13 protein-coding genes are annotated in these 15,407 nt (G+C 48.1%); 3 read left to right on the top strand and 10 right to left on the bottom strand.

The window, feature by feature from the left end; all coding sequences use genetic code 11:
- Positions 1 to 39 precede the first annotated feature (39 nt).
- The 8 genes from KNO90_RS10750 to KNO90_RS10715 all read right to left on the bottom strand — a co-directional run bounded on the left by KNO90_RS10750 (position 40) and on the right by KNO90_RS10715 (position 10,416).
- The gene (locus KNO90_RS10750; RefSeq protein WP_215113569.1) at positions 40 to 2,430 is read right to left on the bottom strand and encodes a carbohydrate binding domain-containing protein; all 2,391 of its coding nucleotides are present in this window, start codon (positions 2,428 to 2,430) and stop codon (positions 40 to 42) included.
- A 181-nt stretch (positions 2,431 to 2,611) separates the two neighbouring features.
- A complete protein-coding gene (locus KNO90_RS10745; protein WP_214742468.1) occupies positions 2,612 to 3,154 on the bottom strand; it encodes an NUDIX hydrolase in 543 nt (180 codons plus the stop codon).
- Positions 3,155 to 3,167: 13 nt separating this feature from the next.
- Positions 3,168 to 3,662 (bottom strand): LURP-one-related/scramblase family protein, encoded by a 495-nt coding sequence (locus KNO90_RS10740; protein WP_215113568.1) that lies wholly within the window; start codon positions 3,660 to 3,662, stop codon positions 3,168 to 3,170.
- A 113-nt stretch (positions 3,663 to 3,775) separates the two neighbouring features.
- Positions 3,776 to 5,146: an alkaline phosphatase gene (locus tag KNO90_RS10735; RefSeq protein WP_215113567.1), complete on the bottom strand. Its 1,371-nt coding sequence runs from the start codon at positions 5,144 to 5,146 to the stop codon at positions 3,776 to 3,778.
- A 137-nt stretch (positions 5,147 to 5,283) separates the two neighbouring features.
- Positions 5,284 to 5,934 (bottom strand): FusB/FusC family EF-G-binding protein, encoded by a 651-nt coding sequence (locus KNO90_RS10730; RefSeq protein WP_215113566.1) that lies wholly within the window; start codon positions 5,932 to 5,934, stop codon positions 5,284 to 5,286.
- A gap of 121 nt (positions 5,935 to 6,055) precedes the next feature.
- Positions 6,056 to 6,322, bottom strand: coding sequence for a CD3324 family protein (locus KNO90_RS10725; RefSeq protein WP_147537676.1), 267 nt, complete (start codon positions 6,320 to 6,322; stop codon positions 6,056 to 6,058).
- 246 nt (positions 6,323 to 6,568) lie between these two features.
- The gene (locus KNO90_RS10720; protein WP_215113565.1) at positions 6,569 to 9,343 is read right to left on the bottom strand and encodes a glycoside hydrolase family 3 protein; all 2,775 of its coding nucleotides are present in this window, start codon (positions 9,341 to 9,343) and stop codon (positions 6,569 to 6,571) included.
- Positions 9,340 to 10,416, bottom strand: a complete 1,077-nt coding sequence (locus KNO90_RS10715; protein ID WP_215113564.1) for an alpha/beta hydrolase — start codon at positions 10,414 to 10,416, stop codon at positions 9,340 to 9,342. The genes KNO90_RS10720 and KNO90_RS10715 overlap by 4 nt, the downstream gene beginning before the upstream one ends.
- A 139-nt stretch (positions 10,417 to 10,555) precedes the next feature.
- Between KNO90_RS10715 and KNO90_RS10710 the strand changes: the two genes are divergently transcribed.
- Positions 10,556 to 12,001 (top strand): DEAD/DEAH box helicase, encoded by a 1,446-nt coding sequence (locus tag KNO90_RS10710; RefSeq protein WP_215113563.1) that lies wholly within the window; start codon positions 10,556 to 10,558, stop codon positions 11,999 to 12,001.
- A 474-nt stretch (positions 12,002 to 12,475) separates the two neighbouring features.
- Here KNO90_RS10710 and KNO90_RS10705 read toward each other — a convergent pair whose 3' ends face one another.
- Positions 12,476 to 12,676: a hypothetical protein gene (locus KNO90_RS10705; protein ID WP_214742461.1), complete on the bottom strand. Its 201-nt coding sequence runs from the start codon at positions 12,674 to 12,676 to the stop codon at positions 12,476 to 12,478.
- Between the two features lie 159 nt (positions 12,677 to 12,835).
- Entirely contained in the window at positions 12,836 to 14,029 is a 1,194-nt protein-coding gene (locus KNO90_RS10700; RefSeq protein WP_214778689.1) for a DUF4317 domain-containing protein, read from the bottom strand.
- Between the two features lie 280 nt (positions 14,030 to 14,309).
- Here KNO90_RS10700 and KNO90_RS10695 point away from each other — a divergent pair, with 280 nt between their 5' ends.
- Entirely contained in the window at positions 14,310 to 14,942 is a 633-nt protein-coding gene (locus KNO90_RS10695; RefSeq protein WP_214742460.1) for an HNH endonuclease family protein, read from the top strand.
- Between the two features lie 20 nt (positions 14,943 to 14,962).
- Positions 14,963 to 15,205: a hypothetical protein gene (locus tag KNO90_RS10690; protein ID WP_214742459.1), complete on the top strand. Its 243-nt coding sequence runs from the start codon at positions 14,963 to 14,965 to the stop codon at positions 15,203 to 15,205.
- Positions 15,206 to 15,407: the final 202 nt, after the last annotated feature.

Below are 15,407 nucleotides of genomic sequence, written 5' to 3'. Positions count from 1 at the left end.
AATCTCTCATGACGAGAGATTCCTGTTTTGTGTATCCTCTTATTTCAACGTCACACTCACGTTATCAATCGTGATGTCATGAGCACCGAGTGGTGACCCTTCTGTGCGTCCCATCAAGAACTTCAATCCTGTCATATCCGTTACCGGCATCGTCACTTCAAACGTGTACGTGTTCGTTTCTGGTGTGACTGAAACGATCTCGCTCAAATAGCGATAGTAGCCGGCATTCTCTAACGTTACTTCGAATGAACGAGCGACTGTAGAAGATGCGTCGAATTGGACGACGTACGTTTGGTCTTGTTGTAATTCAAGACCACCTTGTTCCATGAGGACACTCCACGCTTCGTTCCCTTCTTGCGTAATCGAGATACGTGCCGCCTCATTCACCGCTTCGACAGCAGCCTGCGCATCGAAGTGGACATAGGAGCCCCAGTTGGTGAGACCTTCTGTGAATGCTCCGTTTTTAAGTGGCGATGGGTCGATATACACCGGTGTGACATCGCGCAATTCGACATCATCGATTTCAATCACACCTTTTTCAGAACCGAGAATGAACTGAAGCTGACTCATAAGGTCCGTTCCAGCTTCCATCGTGAACGGAATTTCATACGTATCGAATGATTCAGATAGATCGATACGCTGAAGCGGGAGATAGGCATCCCCATTCGCCCCGTTCAACCCTACTTGAAGACCGTCTAAACGTTCTGCACGTGCTTTGAAGCGGAGAACGTATTCATGCCCTTCTTGCAATTGAATCCCTTGTTGCACCAATGTTGCCGGTGCTCCTTTTTTCTTGTTCGTTTCGAAACGGAAGAGACGCTCGACTGGATCGACCATTCCTGTCCCTTTCGTGACGCCTGGGTCGAACGTCCAATACGTCATACGATCCATCGCACCTTGGTCGAACGTACCGTTATATACATGGTTCCCGTCTCCGAGCATCGGTTTCGTCGCATTCGGATTGAATGCCTCACGAGGCGTTTGCTCGACACGGACGTTCCCGATTTGAACACCCGATGTGCTGAGTCCGACGTTGAACTCAAGACGTGCCGCAAGATCAGTCTCTTCGGTCATATCGAATGTCATCGAGTACGTTTGAACGTCTGTCGTCAAATCGAATGACCCCTCATCTGAATATTTCGCATAGCCTCGGTCCGGTCCACCGCCCACTTTAACAGCAATCGAACGCGCTGCGTCCGCCTTGGCGTCAAACGTCACTTTATAATGTCCGCCCTGTCCAAGTGACACGTTTTGAATCAATTGATGCGAGTACGGTTGGCTTCCCGCTTGCTCAATCGAAATGTCTGCAAAACGTGACCCTGCCAAGTCGATTACGTCGACTGAGCCGACTCCACCAAAGTCAGGGAGCGCCACATAGTTCCAATACGTCGGGTTGAGCGCCTGTGCACCGTTCGTCACCGTCGTGATCGGCTCTGTATAGTCTTCGTCATAGACGAGGTTTCCGTCTGCTAAAGGTTGTTTCGCACCTTCTGTTAACACGATTTCTGCATCCGAGTATGTCGGTTCGACAGCATCGCGATACTTCCCGTTCTTCAAGTCAAAGACGCGAACGTAATCGACTTCCATGTCGGCAGGGAACGGTGTCGTCTCATCGACGTCTCCATCAAACCATCCACCGACCGCCAAGTTCATGACCAAATAAAAATCTTGGTCGAATGGCGCAGGATAGCTATATTTTGAGGCTTTGTTTGCTTCTTTCGCATACCAGTCATTTTGTGTCTGATAGAGTTGACCATCTACATACCAACGAATCTCGCCAGGCTCCCACTCGACCGCATATGTATGCCACTTGTCGATGCCGTCACCTTCTGCGAAGTGATAATCTTTTCCTGTATATTTGTTGTTAGGCCACGTTTCTCCGTAGTGAATGGTGCCAGCGACTTTGTCCGGTTGACTGCCCCATGACTCCATGATGTCAATTTCGCCAGATGCTGCCCACCCACCGTAACGGTCCTCTTCTGGAAGCATCCAAAATGCCGGCCACAGTCCTTTACCGGTCGGAAGTTTCGCTCGCATCTCGTAACGACCGTATGTCTTACTGAACGTGCCCTTCGTCGTCAACTTCGCTGATGTGTAGTCATAAGTACCGAATTGATCTGACGCCTGCTCTTTCTTCGCACGAATGACGAGCTTACCGTCCTCTACAAAAGCGTTTTCGTTTTTGTCCGTATAAAATTGCTTCTCATTGTTTCCCCAACCAGCAGCGACCGGATTTCCATCTTTGTCGACAATCCAGTTCCCCGTTTCAAAATTCCATTTCGAGTGATCAATTTCAGACTTGCTAAACTCATCTGACCAGACAAGTTTCCACTTGGCGTCGTCGGCTTTTGAACTCTTTTCAGCTGGTACTTCTTGTGGCAATGACAAGACGAGACCTGTTCCGAGTGCGAGTGCAACCCATTTCTTCATCATGTGTCCTCCTTTAGGATAAGTGATGGCAATCTGTAAGTTCGTTCTTTTGAAAGCGATTTCCGAAAGCGCTTTCGTTAATTTCATTATAGTTTTTTATCTATTCTAACTTCAACCACTTTTATGAAGTGCAATCAAAATGACATAAAAAAAGCACCGACTCATGTCGATGCCTACACATTTAAGAATCTACTTTCACTGCAGCTTTATGATTGATTCCTCCCCATTGCCCTCGCATCGCAAACAGCAACGGAATCATTGGTTCATGGTATGGAATAAATTCATGTTGTTGAATCATTTGAAGAATTGTCGCTTCATCCGCCCATTTCACAGCCTGTACTTCAGATTCTTGAAGCGTCAACTCATTCAAGTCTACTTCCGCTTCGACTAAATAAATGTCGTCAAATCCTTCATCAAAATTGACCGTCAGATGTGGACGTGTCTGAGATAGATCAAGCTTGAGCCCAATCTCTTCTTCGAGCTCCCGCATCGCGGCTTGTTGGCTCGTATCTCCTACAGTCGCACTTCCCCCGACTGTGATGTCCCACATATTGGCCCAACCATCCTTAAATGGTTGACGCTGTTGAATCAACATCTCACCTTTTTTGTTAAAGATACATACGTGAATGACAAGGTGATACTCACCTTCTGGCAATCGACTTCCCCGTTGCCACGTGCGACCCGTCTTTTCTCGGTCGACCGTATAGACATCCCAAAATTCCATTCGATACTCCCCTTTATGTTGCGGCGCTAGATGCCGCTGCTTGATCTGCTTTCGCGCAATCGATGGCTACGACGATGGAAATGAGCAAGTGTTCCATCTCCGGTTCTTCGACACGAATCTCGTAACTATCGCCCCATGAGAACCATTTCTTTTGTACACTTCCGATCGACTGTCCGTTCTTCGTCACATCAAAATCCATGTCCCACCAATCTCCTTGGACATCGATCCCGGCTGCATCGATTGAATATTTCGGTTTAAAAAACGAGAACTCTTTCGAGATGGTCATCATGTCTATGCCATCCACTTCTACGAAAAACTTCGGTAAAAAACTAAACGTCTTTTTCGTGATCGTTGTGACCGTCTGACCGTTCGTGTCTTTGATTTCAAATGATTTTGGAAACTTCATAAAGCTACCTTCGACGAAATAGCGGTCATGTCCGTCAGCATCCTTGATGGTAAAGCGCCCGCGTAAGCTGAACACTTTTTGTTTCATGTAGAGCGTATGCATGATGATCCCTCCGATTCATATCATACTCTTCTATACGACTATTCCCCGGGAAAGTTTCATCGGAACAATAAAATACCGTGCACTTCAAGCAAGTGCACGGTTCCATTTCCTGATTATTTAATTTTCCCGTTATTCTTCAACAAGTTGAAGATCCGTTTTGCTTGATCGGTATTATCGCTTAAACCGACGAACTTCTCTTGTTGTGGTCCGAACGCATATACCGGTACATCGTCACCCGTGTGACCACCCGTCGTCCAACCTGTTCCTGAACGCTGATCGAAGATTTTCTCGATGGCGTTATCAATTGTCGTGACATCGTTCGATTCAGCCGCTTTCTTCACAGAAGCAATCTCTTCAGGTGTCAATTCTAAATCGATGTTCTCATGTAAGACAGCTTCCACGTCCGCTCCAGCTTCGATTTCTTTCGCCATGAAGTCCGGTGTACGTTTCGCTGCTTGAATCGGTGTCGGATCCCAGTTGTAATTTCCATCCGCTCCGATTGAAATACCACCTGTTGAGTGATCCGCTGTCACGACGACCAACGTCTCACCATTTTCTTTGGCAAAGTCACGAACGACCTCAAATGCCTTTTCAAAGTCTTTCATCTCACTCATTGCACCGACGACATCGTTATCATGTCCAGCCCAGTCAATCTGACTTCCTTCTACCATAAGGAAGAAGCCATCATCATTTCCTTTTAGACGATCAATCGCTGATGTCGTCATATCCGCAAGACTCGGTTGTTCGTCTGGACGGTCAATCATTTTATCCATTCCGACTTCCGCGAAAAGACCGAGCACTTGCTCATTGTTGTCTTGCTTCATTTCTTCTGCAGACGTAACGTAACTGTAGCCGTCTTCTTGGAACTGCTTCGCAATATTTCGGTCTGAGCGTTCGAAGAATTTCGTTCCGCCGCCGAGCATGACGTCGACTTTATGATCACCATTAATCAAATCATCATAGTAATCGTTGGCAATCGCATTCTCACTCTTACGTTGCTCCTCGTGCGCTCCGTAAGATGCCGGCGTCGCATGCGTGATTTCTGACGTGGCGACAAGCCCTGTCGACATGCCATTCTCTTTGGCTTGTTCAAGTACCGTTTTCACGTCTGTTTTGTCGTTATCAACGGCAATCGCATTATTGTATGTCTTCACGCCCGAGCTCATCGCTGTCGCTGCTGCGGCCGAGTCTGTTACGTTTTCTTCCTCGTCCTCAGGATATGTCGATTGCATGCCCACCAAATGTGAATCGAACGCAGTCGGCTCCATTTCTACCGTTTCTTCATTGTCGTTCATGTAACGAAGCGCTGTCGTATAAGGTACGCCCATCCCATCCCCAATCATAAAGATGACGTTTTTCGCCTTGTGATTCTTTGAATCCTTTGCTGCTTCTGCCTCGTTTTGTTGTTGAACACCAACGATTCCCCCGAGCGCAAGCGTCGACACGACTGCGAGTGGAACGAACTTCTTCATTGTTTTTTTCATCTGTAAACCCTCCCGAATATGTGCTACTTCTGTAGCCTAACGAACTTTTGTAAAGATACATTTTCAGAATGAATACAGGCGTGTATGCTTTTTGTAAATGCCGCCATTTCAACAACATAAAAAGCCTGACTCTCTCGTCAGGCCCGTAACGCTGTATGAACAAAAGTATGCAATGCCTCTTGGTTCGTGATGTGTTCGTTGCACGTCTTACTGTCGACACATATATATGTGCCGATGGCTTTGTAATAGTCCGGATTTTTCGCTTGTTTCGCTTTGGTGATCGTAACGCAGTACGTCACATCCGTGAACTGATTACAAAAGGCACATATGTTTTTCTTCGTATTCGTGCTCGGTTTACATGCGATGCCAATCAATTGACCTTCGTATTGGCAAATCATCAACTTTTGATTGGAACGTCCATCGTTCCAACCTAGATACGTGAGTCGTCCAAAATCAACATCGGATAACTCCGGTAAGCGAAGCTTCTTCTGTTTCGGGAACAATTCCTTCAGCTGCTCGGCAGAAATAACGGGAAACGGTTGAACCCATTCTCGTAATTGTTGCATGTATTCGTCGAACGCTTCGTTCGTCTGTAGCGCCGCGAACTGTAACAGCTTCAGTTGTTCAGTCGTCGCTTCAGGGAATGCATATATCACTTTCGATTGTGCCAAGTCGATGACTGCTCGCAAGACAGAAGGCGGCAGGCTTTGCGTTCGACTCTCTTTGACGAGCATGACTTGTTCTTTAATGAGATTATACTGTTCGTTTTGAATAAATGGATCTGACATCTTGTCGCCCCCTTCCTCTATCCTCAGTTTACAGGAAACGACGATTCCTTACTGTGTACACTTTGATTAAGAAACATAGTCGACCTAAAAAGGTACGACTAGCGAACTAGTCGTACCTCCTTCATGTCGAGCGGTATACAATCTTTCGAATCGTGTGCGTCGCCAAATGATAGGACTTGGCCAGATTTTCGATTCGCTCTCCATTTCGAAACGCTGCACGTATGGCTTCGTTTCGTTCCTCAAGTAATTGTTTCCCACCGTTGACCGTCCCCCATTTCCGTTTCGTGTCGGTCGGGGTCGGCACATATAGCGTCTCACCTTGTACGTATTGTTGCACCTCTTGCAACAATCGTTCTGGCAGGATCTGTTGCGCATTGACATACTTCATCATACCTCGCTCCTTATTGAATGAATCCAATCCGATAAGGGAGCAAAGCCAAGTGGGTTACGTTAAAATCAAGCGATCAAGGTATTCGTTTCGCCCCATGCAAGTGATCGCCTTTCGTCCAAATGGCTTTGCATGAGTGCGTGAAGACCTAGAAAATCGAAGCCGATTTTCCACGGGTATGCGCCTCCTTTGCGATATGTCGTTCATTCGATTATACCGAATTCAATGAATCGGCAAAAGGGCGGCTCAGCCGTTCTTCATACTGAATTCATCTGCGAGCGTGAAGGAAACGTCCTTCACTTCCAATCCACTCAATGCGAAATAGAGCTGTAGATAGTTATGCTGGTTCAAGAAGAAGACCTGTTTCGTCTGCGTCACCCATTCTCCGTCCGTCCCGTTAAACGTGAACGTCGCACCTGGGATATTGTTCGCAAACAATGTCACCGGCATCTGTGCCAACTCTCCCGCGTTCGAACGGGCCGTCAACGTGATATCATACGTCCCCGTTTGATCGACCGAGATGGCGAAGACGTGTGTGTTCCCTGTCGAGGTATTGATTCCTGACAAATCGACGTGTTCCCCGTTTTCGAGATGCTGATAATCTAACTCAAATGCATCCAGTTGATTCGTCTCATCTTCAAAGCCGAGCACCTCGACCGAACCATCATGAATCCCGAGAAGACGCTCCATCGCCGGTGATTTCAAGATGAACGCACAAATATTGCGCGCGCTCCGCAACAACTCGCCTCGTGTCACCACGCCTTCTTCGAGCGATGCCATCGTATTATCCTCGAATGAGTTGAGGTCCGGGCGATCTACCACCATGTACAAGTCGTTTTGCGAGCGAACCATCGCTGCCGTGTTTTGACGATTGGCCGACTCATCCTCACGGAAGTTCACTTTTGCCCACCAGTCTGTCATGACGATGCCGTCAAAGCCCCACTCGTCCCGTAAGATACGCGTGTTTTGATCATATAGACCTGCCGTCCAGATGCCGTTGACTGCACCATATGTCGTCATGATGGACGATGCGCGCCCTTCTTTCACCGCCATCTCGAACCCTTTCAAATAAATCTCGCGTAACGCGCGTTCCGAGACGACCGAGTCGATATCGTGACGATGCGCCTCCTGGTTGTTGGCGCTGAAGTGCTTGAGTGTACCCGTCACACCAATGCGATGCATCCCGTTCAATTGAGCAACCGCCATCTTACCAGTCACATGCGGATCTTCTGAGAAGTACTCGAAGTTCCGTCCGTTCAACGGGTTGCGGTGAATGTTCATCCCGGGTCCAAGCAACGTGTCGACGCGATTTTTTCGCATCTCAAGTCCTGTCATCTCGAACAAGTCTTCGACGAGGGCGACATTGAACGTGGATGCCAACAGTGTTCCGTTCGGAAGTGCGAACGCCTTCGTCCCGATATCCATGCGAATACCAGATGGACCATCGGCACAACAGGCCGCTGGAATTCCGAATTCGTTCAATCGGTAGGATACTCCACCAAACGCAGCTGCCGTTCCCGGTGTGACGCGTGGTGAGTTCATCCCTTGTCCGCGGACGATTGTCGCCAAATCTTCATCCGTCAATTGATCTAGAAATGTGTCAAGCGAAGCCTTCCCATGATACACATCACTCAATTTGATGCCTTGGTCATCTGTGAACGGTCTCGTCTCAGGACGTTCTTCCAAATAACGCGTCTCGACGTCAACAGCGCGAAGCGGTGTCGACTCGTAACCCACTTCCAATCCTCGTTCGCCTTGAATCGGTTTCATCCGTTCGAACGGGAGGACGGGTGCCATATTTTCACTCAACGTCTCAAGGACTCGTTGCTCCTGCTGCTCGACTTCGAAAGCGAGTGTAGCCGAACGCACATCCGTTCCGACATATAAGCGATATGCCCCCGCCTCTAGAACGAAGCTTGATTCATGACCCGTCACGCCAGAATCGTCGTAGCTCGCAAAGTCAGTCATGTGGACGTTGAACGAAAGGATTTGGCGCTCACCCGGTTCAAGAAGTACCGTCTTCTCGAACGCCACCAGTGACCGGAGCGGATTTCCGAGTTTTCCTTGCGGTTTTTCAACGTAGAGTTGGACGACTTCTTTCCCGTCACAGTCACCCGTGTTCGTCACTTCCACCTCGACCGTCAGGACACCATCAGTTTCTGCGGTACGCTTTACCTCCGTTTTGAACGTCGTGTAAGATAGTCCGAATCCGAATGGATATAAGACATCCTCCTTGGCGAACGTTTCGAAGTAGCGATAACCGACATAGATGTCTTCTTGATAAATTCCTTTATCTGCATGACCAAAGTTCTTCGTCGACGGATAATCTTCAATCGAGTGAGCAATCGTATCCGTCAGTTTCCCGGAAGGACTCACATCTCCGACGAGCACGTCGACGAGTCCTTTTCCACCTTCCATCCCACCTTGCCATGCATAGAGGATGGCACTCGGCTCATTTGCCCACTTCATGTCGATGATGTTCCCAACGTTCAACACGACGACCGTCTTGTCGAAGCGTTTCGTCACGCGCTCGATCATCGCATGTTCGATATCCGTCAATAAGTAACTACCCGGATCGGCCGTGTTGTCACGGTCTTCTCCTGCCGTACGTCCAATCATGATGAGGGCAACATCTGATTCTTGTGCCGCCTGTTCGACGAGTTCGTCCGTTACGTCCATCTCCTGTTGCGACCACGGTTCACCGGCCCAGCCGACACCTTGGTCGAACGGATTCTCCTTCACCCATTCCTCATACGTCGCATAGAGCGATTCATTGATGTGAATGTCTGGACGCTCGTGTAGTGCTTCGAGCGGTGTCGTGATGTGCCCGACGTTCACCATCCCGCCTGAACCGGTACCGCTCTTGTAGTAATGGAACTGGCTACGACCAAATACGGCGAGCTTCGTCCCTGACTGTAATGGGAGGGTCTTCTGTTCGTTTTTGACTAACACGACGCCTTCCGCGACCGCTTGACGTGCCAATTCCTCATAACGTTTCCAATCCAATGTATACTGTTTCATTTCGTCAGCTCCTTAAGTCCTTTTGCGATTACATTCATACAATCGTCTGCCTGTGGATAGTCTCCTAACTTATCCATGAAGGCATGGTCCATCCCCCGATATTGAATGAGGCGTGTCGGGACACCCGCTCGTGCCAGTTTCCGCGCATACGCCTCCCCTTCGAGTCGTAAGTAATCGTACTCCGCTGTCACAATCAAAGTCGGTGGTTGGCCTGAGACATCGTCTGCGAATAATGGTGAGACGAGCGGATGCGTGACATCCACCTCCCCTTGAAGATAGAGGTCATTTAATACCGAATCCGTGTCGGCGAGAGCGAGCACGACATCTCGAATCAGGTCGTGATGGTGTGAGATATCGTACGCATCGAGCGTCCATTCAAAATCATCTGTCGGAATCGATCCCAGATTGACGACAGGATAGACGAGCGCTTGATAACAAATGCGACCCTCCCCTCGTTCTTGCTCCATCAGACAGCAAGCCGTCGCCAAGTTGCCTCCGGCACTGTCTCCGGCGACGCCGATTCGGTCTTTGAGGATGTTCAACTCATTCGCATGTGCGTGTACCCATTCAAAGGCGCGGTAACAGTCATTCAATCCGGCTGGGAACGGATGCTCTGGGGCGAGACGATAATCGACGGAGATGACGACCGCGTTCGCCTGTTCTGAGAGCAACTTACAAGGGTTCTCGACCGTATCGAGCGTGCCTCCGAAGAAGCCGCCACCATGGAAGAAGAGGATGGCTGGGATGGCTTCAGTATGACTCGGACGATACAGACGAATCGGAATGTCACCATCCTCACTAGGAATCGTGAGATACTCCGTTTTGATATCAGTCGTCGTCCGATCCTGATTCGGCCAACCCATACTAGCGCGTGCAGACTCGAGGTCAAATGCTGTATCCGGTTCATCGTGTGAAGAATGATTTGCGGTCAACGTCGCAAAGACGCGTGGATCAAGGTCGCCGGTACGGTCTGAATCCGGGATTGGTTTGATGATGGTTTCGAGGTGGTTTGCTCTCGTAAGTTGTTGATGTTGATTTAGAAGATATATGAGACTTTTATAACTGTGCTCCACTATGTATGCCCCTTTCACCATTACTTATTTTTATATGAAATTGGCTTTCCTAATGCCTTTCGGTCTATAATGGACTGTATTGCAAATAGACATTGAAATTTTCTGAAGCAGAAGTTTTCACGAAAGAATGAGGTTACCCATGAACAAACAGCAATTTACGGATTATCGCCTGAGCGACGAGATTACCCGCGCGCTAGGCATTATGAAATACGAATCACCGACTGAGGTACAACAGCAGGTCATCCCTCGTGCGCTCGAGCGCGAAGACTTAATCGTCAAAGCACAGACCGGAAGCGGAAAGACAGCTGCTTTCGGGATTCCGGTCATCGAGCTCATCGACTGGGCCGAAAATAAACCCCAAGTGCTCATCTTGACACCGACACGCGAACTCGCCGTTCAAGTACGGGAAGACATGACGAACATCGGACGTTTCAAACGAATCAAAGCGACTGCCGTCTACGGGAAAGAACCGTTCTCGAAACAGCGTGAAGAGTTGAAGCAAAAGACACATATCGTCGTCGGTACGCCAGGTCGCGTCATGGACCATATCGAGCGTGAGACCCTCTCACTCGACCGCGTCGAATACTTGATCATCGATGAAGCGGACGAGATGCTCAACCGCGGCTTCCTCGCTGACGTCGAGAAGATTCTTCAACAGTTGCCGAAAGACCGCGTCACAATGGTCTTCTCAGCGACATTCCCACAAGATATCGAACGTCTCTGCCAGAAGCATATGAATGCTCCGGCACGTGTCGCGATTGAATCGACAGGCATGACTGCTTCGACAATCGAGCACCGTCTCCTCCCGGTTCACCGGAACGAGAAACTGGCTGTCCTTCAAGACATCACGGTCGTCGAGAACCCGGACAGCTGTATGATTTTCTGTCGTACGAAAGAGAACGTCGATACGGTGTACGCCGAGCTGGACAAAGCCGGTTACTCGGCTGAACGCCTCCACGGCGGACTCGAACAAGAAGACCGTTTCGCCGTCATGAACGGCTTCAAGATGGGCAACTTCCGTTACCTCGTCGCGACAGACGTCGCAGCGCGCGGAATCGATGTCGACAACGTCGAACTCGTCATCAACTATGACGTTCCTGTCGAAAAAGAAAGCTACGTACACCGGACGGGTCGTACTGGACGCGCCGGCAAACAAGGAACGGCAATCACGCTCATGACCCGTCAGGAAGAACGTCTCATCGGAGCGATTGAATCATACGTTCAATTCGAGATTCCGATGATCGATGCCCCGACAGAAGCAGAAGTCGCGGCTAACCAAGATGCCTTTGAGCAGAAGTTGAGCGGACGACGTGTCGTTCGAAACAACAAGACGGCTCGTATTAACCAGGACATCATGAAGCTTCACTTTAGTGGCGGGAAGAAGAAAAAACTTCGCGCCGTCGACTTCGTCGGAACAATCGCCAAAATTCCTGGCGTATCCGCTGACGACATCGGAATCATCACGATCAACGATCAGATGACGTACGTCGATATTCTGAACGGAAAAGGTTCGATCGTTCTTCAAGCGATGGAGACAACGCCTGTCAAAGGGAAGAAACTCAAAGTCAGTAAAGCCCGTAAATAATGATTATTTCGCCTCAAAGATGATGTTCGTCTTTGAGGTTTTTTGTTATCTCACCAATAACGAAAGCGCTTTCGATGAACACTAAAAAAATATGGCTTTTAGAAAACGTTTTCACCTGTATCATACCTGTATCAAAGATTGAATTCAACCTTCCTCACTCACATGCTGGAACCGCATTGGTGACCGATCTACTTCGTTGCATCGGCTAGATGAACCTACTCGTTTTAAGAGCGAGTGCAGAACTCTGATATGTAAAAACCAATAAAAAAGGGGAGATTAATTTCTCCCTTCCTGTTCAGTACGTTGCGAACGACGAATCAAAAAAGTGGCCCATTTCGTGCCGTTTCTGGAGTTTTGACGATATCACGAATCCTCCAGGCCCTGCCTGGTCTATCACAGAAAGTGATAGCAGTTTACCCTTATGCTCTTTTCTATTGTTTTTCAATAGATGATTGAGTTTTTCTGAATTCTTAATCAATCATTCAATTTATGTTCTTTAGATTGAAAACCTTCTTTAGGAGATAAAAAGAATACGATAGACAATATAAAAAGCGCTACCGGAAATGTCACTAAAGAAATATCAAATTTAACAGAACTAATAGCATATTCTCCATATAAATAAATACCCATCCATAGAGAGGAACACAATAAAATCACAGCTGATAAATTTTTCATAATTATCCACCTTTAAGTTAATATCCGATTACCTTATGTTACCATATAGGTGTCGGAGCGCACACGAAATACTCTGAAAATTAACAAAGATAGAGCCCAATGTTTACACCTTGGACTCTTAGCTTGAACGTTCACTCATGAACACTGCAATATGCTCGATTAGTCTAGCGACTCCTCCGAGATGAGTTTGAACCCTTCAATCTCCGTCTCCTCTTCCACTTCAATCAGCAAGCACGGTTTCCCCTTATAGTTCACTTGCTTCACGTATTTCAAGTCTTGAGGACTGACCGAGATATTGGCGACCTTTGTATTGATCTTGATTGATTTTGACGTATATTTCGGAACGACACTCGTCGCTTTCATTTCATATTTCGTATCGTCGACGACTTGCTTGAACGCCTGCTCGACCTTCTCCGTCGTCACATCTTCCACACCGCTTGCCCGTAAGACGACCTCGACGGCACGGGAATCAAGCATCGCTACACGTTCTTCTTCCTGTTCGTTCTCTTCTTCCGCGACAATGATTTGGTTAATCTCATCGTAAACGGTCGCAAGTGTCCGGGAATTGACTTCTTCGCCGATGACCGCTTTGACCACTTCTTCGAAGACTGCCTTCTCTTCCACTGCCGTGACGATTTCCGAACCGTTCAACACGTTCTCAATGAACGTCATATCCGGTTGATGCGCTTTATGTGCCGAGTAGAGGACATGGTTCACATCGGCCGCGTTATCCGTGAAGCATGGGAACATGAATCCGCCGATTGGCGCCTCGAGTTTGATGATTGGATTTACAATCAAGCTGGCTTTGAATTCCCGCTCAACGAAGTCAAAAACGAGTGACTTTTTCGGAAGTTCTGTCGGGCTGATGCTGCCGAGGATGAACTTCGTTGTATACACTTCATCGTTCGCGTGAATCTCAGACTCTTCCGAGTATCGGTTCGTCGGCTTATTGTAATTCCCCCGGATGAACGTCACGACCATATCTTTCTCAAACGGTGTATCCTTTACCATCTTCAACGCGATGCGCTGCATATAGTCCGTCCAGACGTCGGTCTCTTCCGTACGAAGACCTTCATAAAGCAACCCTTGCGTATGGTCGACCTGACCTTCCTCGGGATATTGGAACTTCACTTCGAACAATTTTTCATCGAGTTTTCCACCGAGCACTTTTTTGAAGTTCGTCAAAAACAGCTCCTGCTGCTCTTCTTCTAAGAACGGGAACGGACGCAACTCTTCGTAATAAATCTCATTCGTTTCTTGTCGAATGTAAATCGTATATAAGTCAGCAATCTTTAGCTTTGTCGCATTCACTTTAAACTGTCGGCGAATCGCCGCAATCTCTTTCTTGTTCATTCCATCCACCTCTTCTTTTCTCTCCATCCATGTCATTCATTATACCAGTCCTGATCGCTCACTAGTTCCAAAGAAATAACACCATGTCCCTTGCTGATGCTAGAGACGGATTTACGATAGTCTTTCTAATCATTTTGAAGATTTTCACACTTTTTCAAAATCGTCCTGTGTATGATCAAGTTGGATTTATTGCGTTATGTTTGTCTCACTAGTTGTTTGATGAAAGGTTGCCCACTTGCTCGACAAGTGTTCATTCCAAATACATAGTAGGAGGCTTTTTATGTTGAAGAAACTCATGTCTGTCGCACTTGTCACATTGCTCGTATGGATCTCCGCGTCGTTTGACGCGACACCGGTCTCTGCATTCCCACCGAACATCCCATCGAAAGCGGACGCGCTCACGAAACTGAACGCACTCACCGTCAAAAATGAAGGATCGATGACGGGCTATAGCCGCGACCTCTTCCCACACTGGTCAAGTCAAGGAAATGGTTGTAACACACGTCACATCGTCTTGAAACGAGACGCTGACTCGGTCGTCGATCAATGTCCGGTAACGACCGGCTCATGGTACAGTTACTATGACGGATTGACGTTCACATCAGCATCTGACATCGATATCGATCACGTCGTCCCGCTCGCCGAAGCATGGCGCTCTGGTGCAAGCAGCTGGACGACAACAAAACGTCAAAGCTTTGCAAACGACTTGAACGGTCCTCAGTTGATCGCGGTTTCTGCTTCATCGAACCGCTCAAAAGGAGACCAAGATCCATCGACATGGCAACCTCCTCGCACGGGTGCGCGTTGTGCGTATGCGAAGATGTGGGTCGAGACGAAGAGTCGCTGGGGCTTGAGCCTTCAATCCGCAGAGAAGTCAGCACTCACGACAGCCATCAATGCTTGCAGTTACTGAGTGAGAAAAGGAGTCTTCGAATGAACGAAATCACTTCAATCTTTAAGGCAACCCACGGTGTCATGACGGAGGAAGTCGGTGTCATCAGTGGTGAGTTGGAACTGACGACGGCGTGTCAGGAAGATGGTTCCTTGACACTCCACATCACGTACGTCGGGGCAAAAGATGTATACACGCTCCCGGGGAGTCCCTATCAGCTGCATGACCCGAACGATCATGACGTTATCCATCAGATGCTCGTGAATGTTCTCGAACGGACGTAGAAAAAGAAGGAGTCCATCACTCGATTTGAGTGACCGACTCCTTCTTTTACTTTTTCATCATTTTCATAATGGATCGGATGACAAGATATGTCACGCCGAAGACGAACGCCACTAAAAGAAGACTCGCGCCACCAATGATTCCGAATGTGAACATGTTTGTACCTCTTTTTCATTTTCTGAATTAGAACATGATGAAGATAAC

Origin of the sequence: Exiguobacterium sp. s63, from assembly GCF_018617335.1 — a bacterium.
Classification (GTDB): Bacteria; Bacillota; Bacilli; order Exiguobacteriales; family Exiguobacteriaceae; genus Exiguobacterium.
This window is presented reverse-complemented; position numbering and strand designations above follow the sequence as displayed.